The sequence below is a fragment of the Mesorhizobium sp. Pch-S genome (assembly GCF_004136315.1).
In the GTDB taxonomy this organism is placed as follows: domain Bacteria; phylum Pseudomonadota; class Alphaproteobacteria; order Rhizobiales; family Rhizobiaceae; genus Mesorhizobium.
Genome location: NZ_CP029562.1, coordinates 1,335,758 through 1,355,441, shown reverse-complemented (window position 1 = coordinate 1,355,441; position 19,684 = coordinate 1,335,758). Strand labels below are relative to the sequence as shown.

General features: G+C 63.9%; 18 protein-coding genes and 1 pseudogene. 9 read left to right on the top strand and 10 right to left on the bottom strand.

Annotated elements, in window-relative coordinates:
• Positions 1-760 precede the first annotated feature (760 nt).
• Positions 761-1,414 carry an alpha/beta fold hydrolase gene (locus tag C1M53_RS06290; protein WP_129411456.1) on the top strand — a complete coding sequence of 218 codons (654 nt, stop codon included), beginning with the start codon at positions 761-763 and terminating at the stop codon, positions 1,412-1,414.
• 11 nt (positions 1,415-1,425) lie between these two features.
• Here the strand turns inward: C1M53_RS06290 and C1M53_RS06285 are convergent, their stop codons facing one another.
• Complete coding sequence (locus tag C1M53_RS06285; protein WP_129411455.1) at positions 1,426-1,929, bottom strand: hypothetical protein; 504 nt, start codon at positions 1,927-1,929, stop codon at positions 1,426-1,428.
• A 213-nt stretch (positions 1,930-2,142) separates the two neighbouring features.
• Here C1M53_RS06285 and C1M53_RS06280 point away from each other — a divergent pair, with 213 nt between their 5' ends.
• The 3 genes from C1M53_RS06280 (at position 2,143) to C1M53_RS06270 (ending at position 5,384) form a co-directional block, all read left to right on the top strand.
• Positions 2,143-2,616 (top strand): hypothetical protein, encoded by a 474-nt coding sequence (locus C1M53_RS06280; RefSeq protein ID WP_129411454.1) that lies wholly within the window; start codon positions 2,143-2,145, stop codon positions 2,614-2,616.
• Positions 2,617-2,656: 40 nt separating this feature from the next.
• Positions 2,657-3,784 (top strand): DKNYY domain-containing protein, encoded by a 1,128-nt coding sequence (locus C1M53_RS06275; protein ID WP_129411453.1) that lies wholly within the window; start codon positions 2,657-2,659, stop codon positions 3,782-3,784.
• Between the two features lie 151 nt (positions 3,785-3,935).
• Positions 3,936-5,384 (top strand): FAD-dependent monooxygenase, encoded by a 1,449-nt coding sequence (locus C1M53_RS06270; RefSeq protein WP_129411452.1) that lies wholly within the window; start codon positions 3,936-3,938, stop codon positions 5,382-5,384.
• A 93-nt stretch (positions 5,385-5,477) separates the two neighbouring features.
• Here C1M53_RS06270 and C1M53_RS06265 read toward each other — a convergent pair whose 3' ends face one another.
• Both C1M53_RS06265 and C1M53_RS06260 read right to left on the bottom strand, forming a co-directional pair.
• Positions 5,478-5,969, bottom strand: coding sequence for a Holotricin-3 precursor (locus C1M53_RS06265; protein WP_129411451.1), 492 nt, complete (start codon positions 5,967-5,969; stop codon positions 5,478-5,480).
• Positions 5,970-6,067: 98 nt separating this feature from the next.
• Complete coding sequence (locus tag C1M53_RS06260) at positions 6,068-6,952, bottom strand: LysR substrate-binding domain-containing protein (protein ID WP_129411450.1); 885 nt, start codon at positions 6,950-6,952, stop codon at positions 6,068-6,070.
• A 96-nt stretch (positions 6,953-7,048) separates the two neighbouring features.
• On the opposite strand from C1M53_RS06260, the gene C1M53_RS06255 reads away from it, so the two are divergent.
• From C1M53_RS06255 to C1M53_RS06245, 3 genes are all read left to right on the top strand, one after another.
• Entirely contained in the window at positions 7,049-7,753 is a 705-nt protein-coding gene (locus C1M53_RS06255) for an SDR family oxidoreductase (RefSeq protein WP_129411449.1), read from the top strand.
• A 436-nt stretch (positions 7,754-8,189) separates the two neighbouring features.
• The gene (locus C1M53_RS06250; RefSeq protein WP_129411448.1) at positions 8,190-9,719 is read left to right on the top strand and encodes a VOC family protein; all 1,530 of its coding nucleotides are present in this window, start codon (positions 8,190-8,192) and stop codon (positions 9,717-9,719) included.
• Positions 9,720-9,795: 76 nt separating this feature from the next.
• Entirely contained in the window at positions 9,796-10,284 is a 489-nt protein-coding gene (locus C1M53_RS06245; protein ID WP_129411447.1) for a hypothetical protein, read from the top strand.
• Between the two features lie 132 nt (positions 10,285-10,416).
• Here C1M53_RS06245 and C1M53_RS06240 read toward each other — a convergent pair whose 3' ends face one another.
• From C1M53_RS06240 to C1M53_RS06230, 3 genes and pseudogenes are all read right to left on the bottom strand, one after another.
• A complete protein-coding gene (locus C1M53_RS06240; protein ID WP_129411446.1) occupies positions 10,417-11,835 on the bottom strand; it encodes a GAD-like domain-containing protein in 1,419 nt (472 codons plus the stop codon).
• A gap of 129 nt (positions 11,836-11,964) precedes the next feature.
• Positions 11,965-12,515 (bottom strand): annotated as a pseudogene (locus C1M53_RS06235) (NADPH-dependent FMN reductase).
• Between the two features lie 67 nt (positions 12,516-12,582).
• Complete coding sequence (locus tag C1M53_RS06230) at positions 12,583-13,530, bottom strand: ring-cleaving dioxygenase (protein ID WP_129411445.1); 948 nt, start codon at positions 13,528-13,530, stop codon at positions 12,583-12,585.
• A gap of 258 nt (positions 13,531-13,788) precedes the next feature.
• Between C1M53_RS06230 and C1M53_RS06225 the strand changes: the two genes are divergently transcribed.
• Positions 13,789-14,697: a LysR family transcriptional regulator gene (locus C1M53_RS06225; RefSeq protein WP_129411444.1), complete on the top strand. Its 909-nt coding sequence runs from the start codon at positions 13,789-13,791 to the stop codon at positions 14,695-14,697.
• A gap of 8 nt (positions 14,698-14,705) precedes the next feature.
• Here C1M53_RS06225 and C1M53_RS06220 read toward each other — a convergent pair whose 3' ends face one another.
• The 3 genes from C1M53_RS06220 to C1M53_RS06210 form a co-directional block, all read right to left on the bottom strand.
• A complete protein-coding gene (locus C1M53_RS06220) occupies positions 14,706-15,341 on the bottom strand; it encodes an SDR family oxidoreductase (RefSeq protein ID WP_129411443.1) in 636 nt (211 codons plus the stop codon).
• 66 nt (positions 15,342-15,407) lie between these two features.
• On the bottom strand, positions 15,408-16,370 hold the full coding sequence (locus tag C1M53_RS06215) for an alpha/beta hydrolase (RefSeq protein WP_129411442.1): 963 nt from the start codon (positions 16,368-16,370) through the stop codon (positions 15,408-15,410).
• Between the two features lie 17 nt (positions 16,371-16,387).
• Entirely contained in the window at positions 16,388-17,335 is a 948-nt protein-coding gene (locus tag C1M53_RS06210; RefSeq protein WP_129416048.1) for an alpha/beta hydrolase, read from the bottom strand.
• A 121-nt stretch (positions 17,336-17,456) separates the two neighbouring features.
• Between C1M53_RS06210 and C1M53_RS06205 the strand changes: the two genes are divergently transcribed.
• Positions 17,457-18,350, top strand: a complete 894-nt coding sequence (locus tag C1M53_RS06205) for a LysR family transcriptional regulator (RefSeq protein ID WP_129411441.1) — start codon at positions 17,457-17,459, stop codon at positions 18,348-18,350.
• A gap of 14 nt (positions 18,351-18,364) precedes the next feature.
• Here the strand turns inward: C1M53_RS06205 and C1M53_RS06200 are convergent, their stop codons facing one another.
• Positions 18,365-19,684 carry an NtaA/DmoA family FMN-dependent monooxygenase gene (locus C1M53_RS06200; protein WP_129411440.1) on the bottom strand — a complete coding sequence of 440 codons (1,320 nt, stop codon included), beginning with the start codon at positions 19,682-19,684 and terminating at the stop codon, positions 18,365-18,367.

The following is a 19,684-nucleotide window of genomic DNA, read 5'->3' as shown; positions in this document are numbered from 1 at the left end:
CGCCAAACCTCACGCCCTCAACGGATTGTTGAGGGTTAAAATTAAACACCGAGAAATGATTTACGCGTTAAGCAAGATTACTCAACTCATCGTGCCACAGAATATGATTCGTTTCGACTGTAAGAATGTACTAAATGAGATCGCGATTTATTTTATACATTGAATGATATTTCAAAAGATCATTTGATACGGCTTTATTTGAATTCCGAATCTTGTTTATTGTTACGAGAAAGAAATGTGAAGAAAATCAAAATCAAATCGAGTTTATGGCAAAATCGGGATATGCAGTATTTCGGGATTTCAATTAATAAAAGAGTTGTATGGAATCCAATTTTGCTTAAAAACGGCAAGAAAATATCGACACCAATTGAATTTGATTCATGTTATATCTACGCAGTCGAGGTCCCGGAATGTGCGTGGGAGGTGCGCGCCACCCGACTTGGGGCAGGCAGGGCTGGATGGTCACACTCTCGGCGTAGCCAGTCACAAGCCACGGGGCAGCCAAGTCTTGGATGATTCAGGAAAGGCGATTTTCGACCGGGACGCTTCGCTTTACTGGAAAGTGAAAAAGGATATCTCTTTTTTCGGGACACGGCTGTTTTGAATAAGCTGCTTATCTATGCCGAGCGGTTTAAACTCATTTTTGTATGATGGCGTCAGTCGCGGGCGGTTCGTCGCCGGAGCCTGGTGACAGTATGGCCTTGATTTCGGCCCTGGAGCTGTCGAAGCTTCGTCCACGTCAAAATCAGGGATAAGCGCCATGGCCACCTTTGTTCTGATCGCCGGGGGCTGGCAGGGCGGCTGGGTCTACCAGACGGTGGCCGATCTGCTGGCCGCTCACGGGCACGAAGCCTTGCCCCTCACGCTTTCGGGTCTTGGCGATGTCCCGGCCCCGATGGCCAATCTGCAAGCGCATATCGGTGAGGTCGTCGATGTCGTGAAGGCGCAGCGCGGCGAGGTCGTCATCGTCGGCCAATCCTATGCCGGCATGGTGGTCAGCGGGGTGGCTGATGCCGAGCCGTCCCGTATCCGCGCCCTGGTCTATGTCGATGCCTATGTGCCCGATAGCGGCGACTCGGTCTGGTCGCTGACGACGCCGCGTTTCCGGGACATGTTCGTTGCCGGTGCCAGGACCGACGGGCTGAACTGCATGCCACCGCCCAATCTCGACCCGCGCTGCCGGCCGCATCCGCTTGCGGCGTTCCTGCAGGCCATCACGCTCAGCGGTCGCTGGCGCGAGGTGCCGCGCAAGACCTATGTCGGCGCGCATGGCTGGGAAGGCAGCCCGTTCCTCGAGCTTTACCAGCGCCTGGGCAGCGACCCCGACTGGTCGACCCATTCCCTCGACTGCGGCCACAATGTCGCGCGGCTGATGCCGGAGCGGTTGACCGAGATCCTGCTGGCGCAGGTTTGAGGCGGCGCGGATCAGACCCGCCGCGCGAAATGCTCATAGGTGATCCGCCAGGGGTCGCTGTCCGAAGTCCTTTCCTCCCCGATCCAGTGGAAGCTGTCGCTGGTGATTTCGGTGAAACGCCATCGCGTCTTCATGCCCCGCGAATCCTCGCCGACCTGGACGATGTCCTTGCCCTCGGCTCGGCCGATCTGGCGCGAATAGTCCTGGTTGAGCGGGTCGCTCCAGATGATGTGCCAGCCGTCGATCGCGGCGTCGAAGACGCGCAGGGTCGTGCCGTACATGATGGATGGCTCGGGACGCCGCGGCCTGATCCAGATGTCCTGGATGGCGCGGCCCTCGAGCACCCAGCCGAAATGGATTTCGCCCGGGAGGTTCTCGATCGTGCCGTCGTCGCAATGATGCAGCGTTTCCATCTGCCAGTTGCCGATCAGCCAGCCATAAAGCGCCATGTCCTGCGCGCGCTCGGCGGATGGGCCCTCTGATGCGAGGGCGGTGAGAAACGACGATGTTGTCATCGGCCCGGTCCTTTCCGGCTTCATCAATGTCAGCGCTGAGCGCTTTTCCAGCATCGCTGTGTGCCTTTCCGGCTTCATCAGCGGAGGAAAGTGTTGCACAGTCCTGCTGACACCAGTCCTTCAGGAGGAGCTTCGGCAAGCCGAGGCCTGGCATCCAGCCGAGGCTGCGACAAGGCTTGGACGAGCCATGATTGTTTGCAAGGAGAGTATGCTTTGGGACTGCGCGGTTGGGCTACGCTGGCATGGCAGGCCGACTATGGTCAGTTCTATCTTGTCGACCGTGAAGACACGTCTTTCCTTCCTCCGGAGATCATTACGCCGGAAATGGAGGCCCGGCGCTTCTTCGTTCCCGAGGCGGGGCTGGTGGTCTATACCGAGGGCAGCCTGCAGCAGCACATCCGCATCCATATCCACGATGCCGAGCCGGATCACGCACCGGTGGAGCCGATGAGCGGCAAGCCGTGGACGCAGATCGAGACGACACCGGCGCGCTTCCCTTCCAGGTCGTTCTCGATCTCGAGCCCCTCCGCACCGGATACGCTTGCCGGCGGCCCGATCTTCTTTCTGGACAGCGCCACGGTATCCGTCCGCATCAGCTGGATGGAGTTCCAGGGCAGCCGGGACGAAAGCGTGCCCGTCGAGCCGGATGTGATCGAGATCGTCTTCTGGCCAGCCGAGCGCGGTTGATGCAGCCAGCACCCATCGCAGACTGGATCAGTGAGGCGGCATGACCGAGCGATCCGACCACGGCGTGGGCGACGGTACCGTTCCCGTCATTCCTTACGACACGTTCGAAGCCGCCAGCCTGTTCCTTGCCACCGGACGGACCCGGGAAGAGGTGCTGCCGCTGATCGGTCTTGCCAATGGCGAATGGGACAGGCTGCGGGAAACCTATCGATGGTTTCCCACCGCGCTCGGCGAGAGTTACAGGCACGCCTACTTCAAGGGACTGGACGATGCCGCGATCTGTCGGCTGGTGCTGCCGCCGCGATGGCGGCTGCAGGAAGGCGACACAGCGGACCTGCGCTCGACACGGCATATCCGCGAGGCCGTGTGGCGCAACCCCCATGTCGGGCCGTTCGCTGGTTGCAGCTGGCCCTGCACCTTCATCGCCGCACATGCGGAAGCCGTGCTGTGCTGCTACACGCATGACGGAAAGACGGTCTATTTCGATGGAAAACCGCTGGCGGATCGCAAGGGCGGGCGCATTGTCGTCGACGCGGCAAGCTTCAGGGCCGTCGCCGGACGCTGGCTTGCCGACAGGCATCATGTCTACGGCCAGGGGCAGTATGGCGCGAACCAGACCTTCTACTGGTATGTCGTCGAAGGCGCGGATGCTGCAACGTTCGAGGCGTTGAACCTGCGTTATGCGCGCGATGGCAGGCAGGCCTACTACATCACCGGCAAGACGATCCGCACCAAAAGCCCCGAAGCCTTCGAGGTCGTGCCGGAACTCAGGCTGAATTATCGCGATGGAACACGTGACCCCCTGCACGACACCAGCGTCATCGCCCGCGACCGCGAGGCGGTATATTTTTACGGGACCCGCCTCAAGAACGCTATCCCCGATAGCTTCCGCGACATCGGGCATGGCTACGCGACGGACGGCACAAGCGTCTGGTTTCTCAGCCGCAAGAAGCTGGTGGAAAATGCCGATGCCGCGACCTTCACGGTTCCCGGTCCGGGCGAACCCCATGTCACAGGCCGCCACGGCGGCTCCTGCGTGACGGACCAATATCGCCCCTATGTCGAGGGCGAGCCATGCGACCCGCTGCAGTGGATCGAGGACTGGCGTCCGTTCTTCGAGGCGAGACCTGATCTGAAAGGCTGGTGGTGGCACGAGCTTGCCGGGTGATCCGCCGGTTCGATGCTCGCCAGGGTGCTGGCTGCTGCTCCCGCTCGGAGAGCCGTGCCCCTCATATCATACATATGGCGCACAACCCTCTTGCTTCAAGGCCCCGATCGCGTCGTAGAAGGCAGGCCCCTTTCACTGCACGAGGCGGCAAATGTCCGAACACGAGATCCTCATATCAGGCGCCGGCCCGACCGGCCTGATGCTTGCCGGCGAGCTGGCGCTTGCCGGCATCGATGTCGCGCTCGTCGAGCAGCGATCCACCATGGCGGTTGCCGGCCGCCGCGCCGGCGGATTGCATGCGCGTTCGCTGGAAGTGCTCGACCAGCGCGGCATCGTCGACCGTTTTCTCGCCGAAGGGCAGACCTATCCCAATGTCGGCTTTCATGTCGCGCTCGACATCAGTGATTTCCCGACCCGGCACAACTATCTGCTGGCGCTGCGCCAGGAACGCATCGAACGGCTTCTGGCGGACTGGGTCGAGGAGCTCGGCGTGCCGGTCCATCGCGGCACCGAGGTTCTGGACATCGTCGAGGATGAGACCGGTGTCGGGGTGGCGACGGCACAGGGCAAGACCCTGCGGGCCGGCTGGCTGGTGGGGTGTGATGGCGGCCGCAGCACGGTGCGGAAGTCAGCCGGCATCGATTTTCCTGGCTGGGATGCCTCGACGAGCTGGCTGATCGCTGAGGTCGGCATGCGCGAGCAGCCGGTGCTCGGCTTCCATGAAACCGCTTTGGGCCGCCATGCCATGGCCAGGCTGGACGATGGCGAAACGGTGGGTGTGGTGCTTGCCGGGCAGGATCCGCGCGCCGGCGGCGAGCCGTCGCTGCACGAATTCGCCGTCGCGCTGAAGGCCGCTTACGGTACCGATTTCGGCGTGCATGCGCCAGGCTTCCTGTCCCGCTTCAGCGATGCGGCGCGGCAGGCGCAAGACTACCGCAAGGGACGGGTCCTGCTGGCCGGCGATGCCGCGCACATCCACTCGCCGATGGGCGGGCAGGGGCTCAATCTCGGCCTGCAGGATGCGGTCAATCTCGGCTGGAAGCTGGCGCGGGTGGCCAGGGGTATGTCGCCCGAAACGTTGCTCGACACCTACCAGGCCGAGCGCCATCCGGTCGCGGCGCGCGTGCTGAAAAACACCATGGCGCAGGGCGTGCTGCGTTATCCCGGCGAGCGCACCGCGGTGCTTGGCGACTTCGTTTCCGAGCTGCTTGCGATGGAGGAACCGCGCAGGCACTTTGCCGCGATGATGAGCGGCCTCGACATTCGCTACGAGCTCGGCGATGGCCACCTGCTGCTTGGCCGTCGCATGCCCGATCTCGACATCACCATCGACGGCAGCCCGGCGCGTGTCTTCACCTTGCTGCACGATGCGCAGCCGGTGCTGCTGAACTTCGGCAGGCAGGTCGCTGTCGGCAGATGGGCCGATCGCATCAAGCAGGTCGAGGCGAGATTTGAAGGCGTGTGCCAGCTTCCGGTCATAGGCGCAGTCGACATGCCTGCTGCCGTTCTGATCCGGCCCGACGGGCATGTGGCATGGGCTGGCGACGGCGCCGGACTGTCCGATGTCCTCGGTGCCTGGTTCGATCGACCGCTTGGGTGAAGGAAATGCCGGGCCCGGCCAGTCTCTCCAGACGCCGACCGCTTTTGTCGGCGTCTGTGCTTCGCAAGGCCGGGAAACGCCGCGAGACGTCGCTTATTTGCGGGCGTCCAGCAGGGTGTTGACCTGGCTGACCTGTTCGGGCGACAGCGAGGACATGCCAAAGCTGGCGGCCAGTTTGGCTTCGGCAGTCTCAAGCGCCTGCTGCTGGGCGGCAGGGTCCTGCAGGCTGAGGGCGGCCTCGCGGCTCTTCTCATAAGTGGCGATCTTGCCGACAGCCGAATTCGGGCTGGCATGCGCACGTGCCTTCGCCGAAGCATGGGCGGCGTTCAAGGCGCCGAGCGCATTGGCTTCCTTGCTCTTTGCGTCGTTCTTGTCATGTGCCTCGGCGGATTTGCCGTGATCGGCACTGTGGCCGCTGGCATTGCCGCCGTTACCGCCGCCATTGCCGTTGCCGCCGCCATTGCCGCCACCGTTCTTCGCATAGGCGGCACTGACAAACCCGACAGGACCGAGCTGGCTCAGGGACACGGTTCCGGCTACCAGTCCGGCACATGCCAGGGCGGCGAGATATCGATTGGGTTTCATGGGAAGACCTCCATATGCCTTACCCGCAATGCCTGCTTCCCGCCGTATTGGGGCGGATGTGTGGCCTGCGAGAGCGCACGCGGCTGAAAGCCCCTGAATCAGACTTCCGGACCGGACAGCAGCCACGCCCGGACCGCCGCGACCGGCAACGGAAAGCGGGGCTTGCGCGGCGTGACGACATAATAGGCGCGGTCGCTTTGCATCGTCACGCCGAACGCATCGACGAGCCGCCCGGCGGCAAGGTCGGCCTCGACGAAGCCGCGGCTGGCCAGCGCGATGCCCTGGCCGCCGAGGGCGGCGTCGATGGCGAGCGCGGTCTGGTTGAAATGCACGCCCCTGTTTCCGCCGGCGTCAGGCCGCCCGGACAGCGTCTCGATGAATTCGGGCCAGCGGCTGTGGGCGTCGTGGAGAAGCACATGGCCGTCGAGCCGGCCTGCCGACAGCGGGGTCTTCGCGCCTGCCAGCAGCAAGGGGCTGCAGACGCCGACGAGTTCTTCCCGGAACAGGAGGTCGGCCTCGAGTTGCGGATCGGCAGGCGCCGGGCCGTAGCGGACCGCAATATCGATGCCCTCCGGCTGGAAGCCGGAGATCCGGTCGGTGGCGACGATGCCCAGGCTGAGCTCGGGATGCAGCGCCGCAAAGCCCGGCAGGCGCGGCAGCAGCCATTTCGAGGCGAAGGTCGGGGTGACGCTGATGGAGAGGCGGACCGGCTGCGGCCGCAGCGCCGCCGTGCCTTCGACGATGAGCTCGAAAGCGCGGCGGATGGTGCCGGCATAGGCCCGGCCCTGATCGGTCAGCGCCAGCGTCCTCGGCAGCCGCAGGAACAGTTTCAGGCCTAGCGAATCCTCCAGTCCGCGTACATGCTGCGCGACGGCGCCTTGCGTCACGCCCAGTTCTTCGGCGGCAAGCCGGAAGTTCAGGTGGCGGGCCGAGGCCTCGAAGGCGCGCACCGCATTGAGTGAAGGAAGTTGGCCCGATCGCATCCAGTAGTTTTTCTATTGGCAAAATACAAGGAAACTGGTTCGAATAACCCGTATGGAAAGGGTATCAGAACCAACGGGTTTTCGGAAGGAAGCAAGATGACTGTAGAAAAAGTAGCGATTGTCACGGCTGGCGGCAGCGGCATGGGTGCGGCGGCGGCGAAGCGCCTGGCGCAGGACGGATACAAGGTCGCCATCCTGTCGTCTTCCGGAAAGGGCGAGGCACTCGCGGCCGAACTCGGCGGCATCGGCGTGACCGGCTCCAACCAGTCGAACGACGACCTCAAGCGGCTGGTCGATGCCACGGTTGCGAAGTGGGGCCGCGTCGACGTGCTGGTCAACAGCGCCGGTCATGGCCCGCGCGCCCCGATCCTCGACATCACCGACGAGCAGTGGCACCAGGGCATCGACGTCTATTTCCTGAACGTCGTGCGCCCGGTCCGCCTCGTCGCCCCGATCATGCAGGCGCAGCGCAAGGGCTCCATTGTCAACATCTCGACCGCCTGGGTCAGTCAGCCGTCGGCGATGTTCCCGACCTCCGCGGTCGCCCGCGCCGGCCTTGCCGCCTACACCAAGATCTTCACCGACACCTTCGCGGCAGACAACATCCGCATGAACAACGTGCTGCCGGGCTGGATCGACAGCCTTCCGGCGACCGAGGAGCGCCGCGACAGTGTTCCCATGCAGCGCTACGGCACCAGCGACGAGATCGCCGCCGCGATCGCCTTCCTGGCATCGGACGAGGCCTCCTACATCACCGGCCAGAGCCTGAGGGTCGACGGCGGCCTGATCCGCTCGGTGTGATTGGGGAGGCGCTACTTGCCTTCTCCCCTTGTGGGAGAAGGTGGCCTCGCCGCAGGCGAGGTCGGATGAGGGGTGCTGGACGAAGTGCGGCGTTCCAGACTTCCATCAACACGCTGTTATAGTTCTGCCCGACCTCATTTCTTCCAACACCCCTCATCCGGCCCTTCGGGCCACCTTCTCCCACAAGGGGAGAAGGGCTGGCCGCAACGCCGCGCCTTCCCTGACACCCCTCCGAAGCATTCGTGCGCACGCTGGCCCTTGCGGGAGCAGCAACTGGAGCTCGCAGTTCGCGATCGCTGAACGCCGTGTTCGCGCCGCCGCGCTTGGCGCTGCGGACGGCACGTGCAAATGTCGCCGCAGCACCGGGAGTTTGCACATGCCGATCCATGACCTCTTTACATTCCTGCCCTCGGCACAGCGCGCCGGGGGCTGAGGCATGGAACTCTCCAACGGCATCCACCACGTCACGCTGATCACGCGCGATGTGCAGGCCAATGTCGATTTTTATGTCGGCTTCCTCGGCCTGCATCTGGTCAAGCGCACCGGCGGTTACGAGGACGGCCAGCAGCTGCACCTGTTCTATGGCGACGCCGCGGGGGCGCCCGGCTCGCTGGTCACCTTCCTGGTCTGGCAGGACGGGGCGCCAGGCCGCGCCGGTCTTGGCCAGGTTTCGGAGATCGCCTTTGCGGTGCCGGCAGAAAGCATCGGCAACTGGCTGGTGCGGGCGCTCGAAAAGGGCGTGCCGGTACAGGGTCCGCTGCGCGAGTTCGGCGAGCCCGTGCTCAGGCTGAAGGACCCTGACGGCTTCATCGTCAAGCTGGTCGGCTTGGCCGAAGGCGGCTCCGAGAACGCCGTCGGCAGGCTGCGCGCGGTCACCATCCTCACCGGCGACGCCGAGGAGACGGCCGCCTTCGTGCGCCGTTTCGGCTATGCGCCGGGGCCGGTCGAAGAAAACATCCAGCGCCTGCTGTCCACGAACGACGCGATCGATGTGCGCAACGCCGCAGGTTACGTGCCCGGCCTGCCGGGCACCGGCACCGCCGACCATGTCGCCTTCCGCGCTGCGGACGTAGCGGCCGTGCGCGACGTCGAAGCTTCCCTGTCGCGGCTGAATTCGTCACCGACCACCGTCCACGACCGCAAATATTTCACCTCGCTTTATGTGCGCGAGCCGGGCGGCACGCTGTTCGAACTGGCCACCGACGGGCCAGGTTTCGCGATCGACGAACCGGCCGGGCGTCTCGGTGAGAGCCTGTTCATCCCGCCGCACGATGCCGCGCTGGCCGAGGACCTGCGGGTCATGCTGCCGCAGTTTGCCATGCCGGGGGAACCGCGCCTGCCGAAGCGCGACCTGCCCTTCGTGCATCGTTTCTTCACGCCGCAGGACCCGGACGGCAGCACGCTTGTCCTGCTGCATGGCACCGGCGGCACGGAGGCCGACCTGATGCCGCTGGCGCACCGCATCGCACCGCGCGCCACGCTGCTCGGCGTGCGTGGCCGCAGCCATGAGGAGGGCATCGCCCGCTTCTTCCGGCGCCTGTCGCAGAAAGTGTTCGACCAGCCCGACATCCGTTCCGAGGCCGAAGCCTTCGAGGCGTTCATGGCCGGCGCGATCTCGGGCTATGGGCTCGACCCGGCGCGCATCACCTTCCTCGGCTATTCGAACGGCGCGAACTTCGCTGCCGCCGTCATGGGCCTGCATCCGGCGGTGATCCGCCGTGCCATCCTGCTCAGGGCCGTGCCGGTGCTCGACCCGCTGCCCGAGGCCGACCTGACGGGAAGCGACGCCCTGCTCATCAGCGGCGAGCAGGACCCGTTCGGCGACAGCGCGCCGGTGCTTGCCGAATGGCTGGTGAAACACGGCGCTGCCGTCGAACATCGCACGGTTGCCGCCGGGCATCAGCTGGTTGCCGACGACGAAACGATCGCGCAGGGTTGGATCGGAGAAAGGAAGGATCGTGCCTGATAGCGGGATCGGAATGCGCCTGCGCGAGAGCATGGCGATCGCCCGCGCTGCTGCTCGTCAACATGGGGCGTAGGTGATGATCATTTCGGAAAAGGCGAGCCGGATCCTCTATGGGATAGAGTTCATCCTGTTTGCCCTGATTCCCCTATGCGCGCTCGCGGCATGGGCGGTTTTCTATGGAGCGGGCTCCATTCTGATGTTTCTGTTCATGCTCACGGCGCTGGCAGGCAGCAACGACTCGGCGTCATTGTTGGAAACGCTCAGGAACGTGGCCATATTCGGAGCACTCATCGTTCTGACGGGTATGGGATTGATTGCAATCCTGAAATTTCTTCGTCTGTCAGCGGCTTTCGTGAACCAAGGCACGCAGGCGCTGCAGGAATTGCGGGAAACCTATTGGCGTTGCCTCGCATGGGCGGCGCTTCCGCTTCTCGCCACCACCATGCTGTTCCCATACGCCGATCCTGATTTGAGTGGCGGCTTGCTGTTGTTCAGCGGCGTGACGCTCTGCGTTCCGCTGTTTCATCTCTGGCTCGAACTGCGTTACCGCGGAAATCACGGCTGAGCGCCGCCGAACACCGCACGGTTGTCATCGGCCATCAGCCGACGGTCGATGACGAGGCGATCGCGCGAGGCTGATTTCGGCAAGTGCCTCCCGGCCACCCGGCATCTGCTTGATGCCGGTCATGTCGCATCTCTATGGCGCGCGGGTGGTCAGGATGTCGCCGACGACTGGCCCATGCTCGATGGTGCCGTCTTCTCCACGGCGATATTTGATGCCGGCCTGGCAGGCGCGGGGGTCCATCTTCCACACCCAGCCTTTCAGGTCGCGACCGGTTTCGGCGAGCGAATAGAGCGGCATGTTCATGCGCAAGCCATCATCCTCGCCGAGATCGAGCGTGCACATGACGGTGCCGTCGCCATCGTCCTCTTCGTCGGGGTTCGGATCGGCGACGTGGGTAATCCTCGGCCGCAGCGGCTCGACATGGATCATGGCCTGCAGCACATGGGGAAGGTCTGCAAAGGGTGGCGCATCGCGGCCATCGCTCGGTTCTTCCTCGAAGGCCTGGTCCGGCGTCACGCGGCGAAAATAATCTTCACTGCGTCCCATCGTGTCCCTGCCGCCGATTGCCGTGGCGATGCTCCCCAAGCGACCGGTGTTCAACAGCCAGGTCGCGCCACCCGAATGCATCGCAACAAGGCGCTCGTCATTGGCGTCGCTGCCAAGCGAATCCGCCCTCAGGGTGATGTCGAGCTCGACGGTCTCATCACCCTCGGCATTGCGGGAGACCTGGTAGGTGCCGGCGTAGAGCCGGATTTCGGTGCGCTCGAACGTCTTGTGGTGGATGCGCCAGAACAGCAGTCGGTAGTGGCCATCCGGTTCGAGCGCCAGCAGGCGGTGCCAGTCGATGTAAGAGGAAAGATACAGGCCGGCGAGACGCTCGCCCGCCACGGTCTTCTCGAACATGGCACGGTGCTGAGCCGGCACCGCATCGGCCACGGTGACCGGTTCGACATCCTTCGGCTCGGGTGGATCGACCGCGTCACGAAGACGACGATGCAGCTCGAACGCGTCGGTCTTCGTGATCTTCAGCATCTGCATAGAAAACAGCAGCTGATCGATCTCATAGACCTCGCCCGGCGCGAGCGCTCCGCATTCCTTGCGTGCTGCCTGCGCAAGCGACGGCGGAACGAGCGATCCAAGCGTTTCCCGCTCGCAAAGGAACCGGTTGAAGAATTCGCCGAGGCTCCAGGCCAGGTCTCCGGTCTGTTTCGTGACGGGATCGATATAGGCCACATCCTCGTCGGTGGCCGTGAGCTTGCGATGGTAGACAAGCACGCCGAACGGCGTCAGCGCGATCGGCGTGCGCCGTACAGCATCCGTGGGTGAGACGATCCAGCGGTCGAGCACGGGCTGCCACGGCCGCGGATCGATCAGGGCGAGTTGCAGATCGCCATAGAAGCCAAGCCCTTTCCGGCGCCATAACTCGATGAGGCTGGCGGGAAGGATGTCGTCATAGGCAGAAACAAGCTCACGATCGGCGGGCGAAACCTGTCTTGATGGGGGATGCGTCTTTACGAAGCGATGAAGGGCGAGACGGCGAAAAAACAGCATCCGAATATCTCCGTGTGAAGATATTCAAACGATAGCCGCCTTGAATGTCACGTTGAATGACGGGCAACCCGCATTTCTACGGCTTCTCGGGTGAGCTCACGCGACCCTGCTGGTCCTGGCGCTAGCGTCTCAGCTTTCGATGAAATCCGCGAAGCCGGCCATGAAGTCGCCAAGCCGTGCCAGCGTGGCCTCGTCGGTCAGGTTGCCGTCACGGTCGAACACCGTTCCGGCGCGCGCGACGAGCATCCTGCCTGCTGCCCAGTGACGCGTGCCGAGCGTGCGCAGCACCGGCAGCCAGTCATTCTGTGACAGCACCGTGCCGAAGCCGCCCGGCGATGCGCCGAGCAGGGCCACCGGCTTGCCGCCGAAATGGCGCGGGATCTCATTGGCCGGCCGGCTCATCCAGTCGATGGCGTTCTTGAACACGCCGGGAATGCCGTTGTTGTATTCCGGCGTGACCAGAAGCAGCCCGTCGGCGGCAGCGAGGTGTCCTTCAACGCCTGCACTGCGGGCGGAATGCCGTTAGCTGCCTCATCGTCGGCGTTGTAGAGCGGCACGTCGCGGATCGAGCCGATGACGACATTCGTGGCCGGCGAAGCGGCCGCGGCCGCCGCCCTGAGCAGGCCGGCATTGAAGGAGGCCTGCCGCAGGCTGCCGGACAGTCCGAGGATGGTGGTCATGTCGCTGTTCTCCCCAAGGCCGGTCTCGCAGCGAGTACATCGCTGCGAGACCGGCTTTCAGTATGACTTAGTCCAATGGCTTCAGGTTGGCTTCGATCGCGGTCCGCCTGCCTTCCAGGAAAGGCGGCAGCGACAGCCTTTCGCCGAGGCTTTCCAGCGGCTCGTCGGCGGTGAAGCCGGGGCCGTCTGTGGCGATCTCGAACAGGTTGCCGCCGGGTTCGCGGAAATAGAGCGAGCGGAAATAATAGCGCTCGACTTCGCCGGAACTCGGGATGCGGAACTCCGAAAGCCGTGCCGCCCAGTCGCGGATCGCCGGCACGTCCGGCGTGCGGAACGCGACATGGTGGACCGCACCGGCGCCCTGCCGCGCGATCGGCAGGCCGGGCTGCACCGCGACATGCAGTTCGGCCGCCGGCCCGCCTTCGCCCATGGCGTAGACATGGACGTCGCCCTGGCCGTCCGGCGAGGCGTAAACCCGCTCCTGCTTCATGTTCAGCACGGTGGTCAGCACCGCATCGGTGGCCCCAAGCGTCGGCACCGAGATGGTGATCGGACCGAGGCCGCGGATCTGGTGTATGGCGGGCACCGGGCTGCGTTCCCAGGCATGGGCTTCGCCGTGGCTGCCATCATCGATCAGCCGGAAGCGCTGGCCTTCCGCATCCTCGAACTCGATCGCGGCGCGCCCGTCGATCGTCTTGATCGCATCGGCATTCACGCCGCTGTCCTTGAAACGGGCGGCCCAGTAGCTCAGGCTTTCCTCGCCGGCTACGCGCAGGCCGGTGCGGCTGATCGAATGCGTGCCGCGCCGCTCGGGCGCAACCGGCCAGTCGAAGAAGGTGAGGTCGGTGCCGGGCGTCGCTTCGCCATCGGCATAGAACAGGTGATAGGCGCTGGTGTCGTCCTGGTTGACGGTCTTCTTGACCAGCCGCAGGCCGAGCGTCTCGGTGTAGAAATGTTTGTTGGCGAGCGCGTTCGCGGTGATCGCCGTCAGATGGTGGATGCCGGTCAGGTTCATGTCGGTCACTCCCAAGAGCAAAAAGTTCTGCGACCACGATGATCGCTTCGTTGCCGTCAATATGAGCGCCTCAAGCGATGCTGTTTAGCCGCCAGTCACCGGACCCGGCGTTCGCAATTCGCGAACGCCCAGCACCAGAAAGCCGTTCGCAATTCGCGAACGCTCTGGCATCGCAACCGCCCCGGCATACGGAAGCAATTCGTGAATCGCGAACAGTTTTCCGATGCCGGGTCGGTTCAAATGCGATAGAATCGGGCCATGAAATGGTCGGTCGAGGAAATCAGGACGTTCCTGGATGTCATGGAGGCGGGCACCGTTTCAGGCGCCGCCGCACGCGCCAACCTGTCGAAATCGGTGATCAGCAAGCGCATCAGCGACCTCGAGGCGGCACTCGGCACCGCGCTGTTCCGGCGCCATGCCGGACGCATCACGCCGACGGAAGGCGCGGAGGAACTGGCACTCAGGCTTCGGCCGGCGCTGGCGGAAATGAACGACGCCGTCGAAAGCGCCGCCTGGGGTATGGCCGGCCTCAGGGGGACGCTCGCCATCGCGGCGCCGATGAGCTTCGGCATCAGCCATCTCAGTCCCGTCGTCGCCGACTTCGCGCGCCAGCATCCCGAGCTTGCCGTCACGCTCGACTATGACGACAGGGCGGTCGACCTCGTGCGCGGCCGTTTCGACCTGGCCGTCAGGATCGGTCAGCTGCGGGATTCCGGGCTGATCGCGCGCAGGCTGTGCGAAGACCCGAGGGTCATTGTTGCCAGCCCCGATTATGTGATCCGGCGCGGCATGCCCGAAAGCCTCGACGACCTGCACACACATGCCAGCATCGGCTATCTCAATGTCCATGCCGCCAGTGTCTGGCAGTTCCGGGGTGGCGACGGAACGCCGACCGGGATTGCGATGCAGAGCCGCGTCACGGCGAACAATGGCGAGGCCATGCGCGACATGGCCATCGCCGGCCTCGGCGTCGCGCTGCTGCCGCTGTTCGTCGCGCATGAGGCGCTGCGGCAGGGCCGTCTGGTCAGGATCGCGCCTAAGCTGACGCCGGTGCCGCTGCCGATTTCGCTCGTCTGGCCGCCGGTCAAGCCGCTGCCGATGAAACTGCGCGCGATCGTCGATCATCTGGCCAAGGCCTTCGCCGAGCGTCCACCCTGGCTGGATTAGTTCAAGGCTTACATGAAATAGGGCCTGTCGCCGTCCGTGCCTGGCTTGTTGACGCCAAGGTTGCCGCCGATATGCGCGCCTGGTGCACGGATGATGCTGACAATCAGGTCGGCCACACTCCTGCGTGAGACAACGGTGCCCTTGAACGCTTCGTTGCGCCCGGTCGTCTCATAGTCGATCTCGGCTTCGTCGGTCAGCCAGGCCGGGCGCAGGATCGTGTAATCCAGCCCGGAGGCCTCGATGGCATCGCCAGCGCGGCGGAAGGGTTTCAGGTCCTCGCCGATCGTCGCCCTGTTCCATGCGCCGAACCGGCCCGGAACCTCATCATAGATGCCGAGCGAGAGCACGAAGATCAACCGCATCACGTCGGCCTTTTTCATCGCCGCGATCACGGCCCTGGCCTGCATGTCGAGGTCTTCGCCAGTCAGGTTGGCGTAGACGATGTCCTGTCTCTTGACCGCGCCGTCGAGAGCTGCACTGTCGAGCACATCGCCTTGGACGGGTCTGGCATTTACCGGCGTGTGCGTAAGTCTGCCTGTGTTGCGGGCAAACAGTGTCAGCGAGATATCGTCGTCGTCACCCAGCATGGCGGTTACGTGACGGGCGATCTGCCCGCCCGCGCCGAGAATGAGCACTTTCGTCATGTTCCGTTCCTTGCGAATGGCGTGGAGGGGTGCGAACGCCCGGCGCCCCTTCACGGGAAAACCTGCCTATTCCGCCGCCTTCAGCCCGCTCGCGGCGGTCGTACCGCCCAGATGCGCCTTGAAGAACGGCACCAGCTTTTCAAGCGCGAGGCCGGCCGGCTCGGGCTTGTCGTAGAGATCGTAGTGGGACCAGCCCTTGATCACGACCAGTTCCTTGTCCTTCGAGGCCGCGCGACCGTAGATTTCCATGCCGTCGCGATAGGCGCCGAAGCCTCCCGGCTTGTCACCGAACACCACCATCATCGGCTGGGTCAGCAGCGTTTCGGCGAAGGCGAATGCATCCCAGGCCATTGCCGGCGCGGCATGGGAGAACAGCATCCGCGTGCCCGAGCCTTCGGCCACGCAACGGTTGCGGTAGTAGTCGGTAGCCTCCAGTACGTCGATGTCGGTGATGCCGGCGGCCTTGCCCGCCTCGACGCTGGGTGGCAGGAAGATATTGATACGTTCATCCTCCCCGCTGTTTTCGGCGCTGCGCTGCGCCGCCATGCCTTCGAGCGCGCCGACCGGATCGAAATTGCTGAAACCTTCGCGCATCAGCCGCCCGAAGTTGACACCGGTGATGCTGACCAGCGCCTTGATCCGCTTGTCGATGATCGTCGCCTTGATCGAATAGCCGCCACCACCGCAGATACCGAGGATGCCAATACGGTCAGGGTCGATATAAGGCAGTGATTGAGCGTAATCGATGACGTCGCGATAGTCCTTTACCCGCTGTTCGGGATCTTCGGTCCAGCGCGGCTCGCCACCGCTGGCCCCCTGGAAGCTGGCATCGGGTACGATGACGACGAAGCCGGCATCAGCCAAGGCGGCGCCATAGACATTGCCGGCGGTCTGCTCCTTGCAACTGCCGATGGGGTGGTTCGAAACGACAGCGGGATAGCGCTTGCCGGCATCGAATCCGGGCGGGAAGTGGATGTTGGCGGCGATATCCCAGTACATTCCGGGGTTGCGAATGCTGACGGTTTCCATGTGTCTCTCCCGTTCTGTTACTCGGCAGCCTGGGCGGCTGTGGCGTCGGTCGAGAGCTTCGCGGTAAAGAATGGGGCCAGCACCGCTACGGCCTCGTCGACATATTTCTGGCCGTCATAGAGGTCCATGTGATTGGCTCCCTCGACGATGTGGAAAGACTTGTCGGTGCTGGCGGCGCGGGCAAACAGGTCGTCGCTCATCCATTTGCTGCCGGCAACGCTGCCCGCCACGATCTGGATTGGCTGGTTCAGGTAGACGTCCGCCATGTGGTAGGCGTCATAGGTGATGATCTGGTTCAGGCTGCGCAGGGTCGCGTAACCGGGCGCGGTCGGATATTCGGCGCGCGGCGTATGGTAATATTCCCAGGCCTGGCGCAGTTCCTCATTCGGCGCATCGGCTTCCTTCATCGGGGCGAGCGGCATCGTTGCCACCGCGGCACCACTGGCGTCAGCTGTGCGGGCGTTCGAGCCGGCCTCGACGTAGGGCAGGGCGTCGATCGACCTGACGTTGTTTTCCCAGCCATTGCGGAACATCGAGCCGATGTTGACGGCGCTGACCGTGCCGATCGCCTTGATGCGGCGATCCTGGATCGCGGCATTCGCGGTGTAGCCGGCACCGGCGCAGATGCCCATCGCGCCGATGCGATCCTGGTCGACATAAGGCAGTGTCGTCAGGTAGTCGAGCACGGCGCTGACATCCTCGGTGCGGATGTAGGGATTTTCCAGCTGGCGCGGCTGGCCGCCGCTTTCGCCCTGGTAGGACGCGTCATAGGCGATGGCGACGAAGCCCTGCTCGGCCAGCTTCCGGGCATAGGTGCCCGCCGTCTGTTCCTTCACACCGCCACCTGGATGCGAGACGATGATGGTCGGATAGGTCCGGCTTTCATCGAAGCCGGCCGGGAAGTTGATGACCGCCGACATGGCGATGGTCTGGTTGTTCGAATTGGGGAAGCTGATTTTACCCATCATCTTGCTCCTTGGGACCGCATTTGTTGATCTGTCTTGCAATTCACAAGGCCAAGATAGGCCGTGGCGATCCATCTGATTAGCGGGTAATCTCCACTAGGATTTATTGGCAGGATGATAAATGAGACGCGAGGAGATCGCTGACCTGGCTGCCTTCCTGGCGGTCGCCGAGGAGCGCAGCTTCACCCGCGCGGCGGCTCGTCTCGGCATTTCGCAGTCGACGCTCAGCCAGATCGTCAAGCGGCTGGAGGAGCGGCTGGACGTGCTCCTGGTGGCCCGCACGACGCGCAGCGTAGCGCCCACCGAGGCCGGAGAACGGCTGCTCGAACGGCTGGCGCCGGCGCTGCACGAGCTCGACCGCGGCATCGAGACCCTGGCGGAATTTCGGGAGACGCCGTCGGGAACGGTCCGCATCACCTCGGTGGAACATGCGGCGAGGACGATCCTGTCGCCGGCGCTCGCCAGACTGCTGCCGCTCTATCCGGACCTCAACATCGAGATCTTCGTCGATTACAGTCTTGCCGATGTCGTCGCCGATCATTTCGATGCCGGTGTGCGGCTCGGCGTGCAGGTCGCCAGGGACATGATCGCGGTGCGGATATCGCCAGACATTCCAATGGCGATCGTCGGTTCACCCGCCTATCTCGAGGGGCGTGGCGTGCCGCACACACCGGACGACCTCACCAGGCAGCGCTGCATCAATCTGCGCCTGCCGACGTCGAATGCGCTCTATGCCTGGAACCTGGAGATAGACGGCAAGCCGTTGAGCGTGCGCGTCGAAGGTCAGGCTGTCTACAATTCCATCGATCTCATCCTGGACGCGGCATTGGCCGGCGTCGGGCTGGCCTTCCTGCCGCTGGACCAGGTTGCAGCCCATCTCGAAAGCGGCGCTTTGGTCAGCGTCCTGCAAGATCACATCCCGCCGCTGCCGGGATACCATCTCTATTACGCCAACCGCCGCCTCAACTCGCCGGCGTTCAAGCTGGTGGTCGAAGCGCTGCGCTATCGCGGCTGAGACCGCCTGCGAGCCTAGGAAGCAGGCCGCGACAGGCCGAGATGGTCGCGCAGCGTCTCGCCTTCATAGTCCTGGCGGAAGGCGCCGCGCTTCTGCAGCACCGGCACCACCTCCTCGATGAAGGTCTTCAGCTCGCCCGGGATGTGCGATGGCGCCAGCACGAAGCCGTCGCAGCCGCCGCCGTCGACGAAGCCCTGCATGAAGTCGGCGACCTGCTCCGGCGTGCCGACGATGTATTGATGGCCGAGGCTGCGCATGTAGCGCCTGCAATAGGTGGCCATGCTTTCCTGTCCGCGGATCGCCTTCAGGTAGTGCGGCACCTGGGTGCGGCCGTTGGTGTAGCCGTCGCTGGCCATGATCGTCTCGATCGGGAACGGATCGTCGAGCGAATGCTGCGAGAAGTCGAGATGGAACTGTTCGCGCAAAAGGTTGAGCATGGCGCGTGGGTGCACCAGGCTGTCGAAATAGGCCTCCTTGCGGCGCGCTTCCTCCTCGGTCGAGCCGACGATCGGCACGAAGCCGGGGAAGATCTTGATGCCGTCGGGGTCACGGCCCTTGTCGGCGACCTTCTGCTTCAGCGCCGTGCGATAGTCGCGCGCCAGCTCCAGGCTCTTGGCCGAGGCGAAGACGGCTTCGGCGAAGGACGCGGCGAAGTCGAGGCCCCATTCCGACATGCCGGCCTGGATGAACACCGGATGGCCTTGCGGCGAACGCGGCACGCCGAGCGCATCCTGCACGCGCACGAACTCGCCACTATGGGCAACGGGCCGGACCTTTTCCGGATCGTAGAAACGCCCGCCGGCCTGGTCGAAGACCAGGGCGTCGTCGCGCCATGAATCGAACAGCGCCTTGATCGCCGCGATCGTGTCGGCTGCCTTGCGGTAGCGCAGCTCCTTGTCGGGATGCAGCGTGGCGCCGAAATTGCGCGCCACGCGCGGGTCTGAGGTGACGACGTTCCAGGCCAGCCGTCCCTTGCTCAGATGGTCGAGCGTGGCGAACTTGCGCGCCAGCACCTCCGGCTCGTGATAGGTCGTCGAATAGGTGGCGGCGAGCCCGATCTTCTCGGTGACCGAGGACAGCGCCGCGATGATGATCGAAGGATCCATCGAATTGATCGACACTTCGCCGAAATAGCGCCCGCCGCTTTCGCGGGTGAACATCACGTCCTCGATGAACACCATGTCGAGCTTGCCGGATTCCGCCAGCCTGCCGACATCGCGCAGATAGTCGACGGTGAGGAAATCCTGCGTGCGCGAGTCCGGATGGCGCCAGGCGGCGAGGTTGTGGCCGAGATTCTGCAGCCAGAGCAGGATGTGCATCTTCCGCGTTGCCAT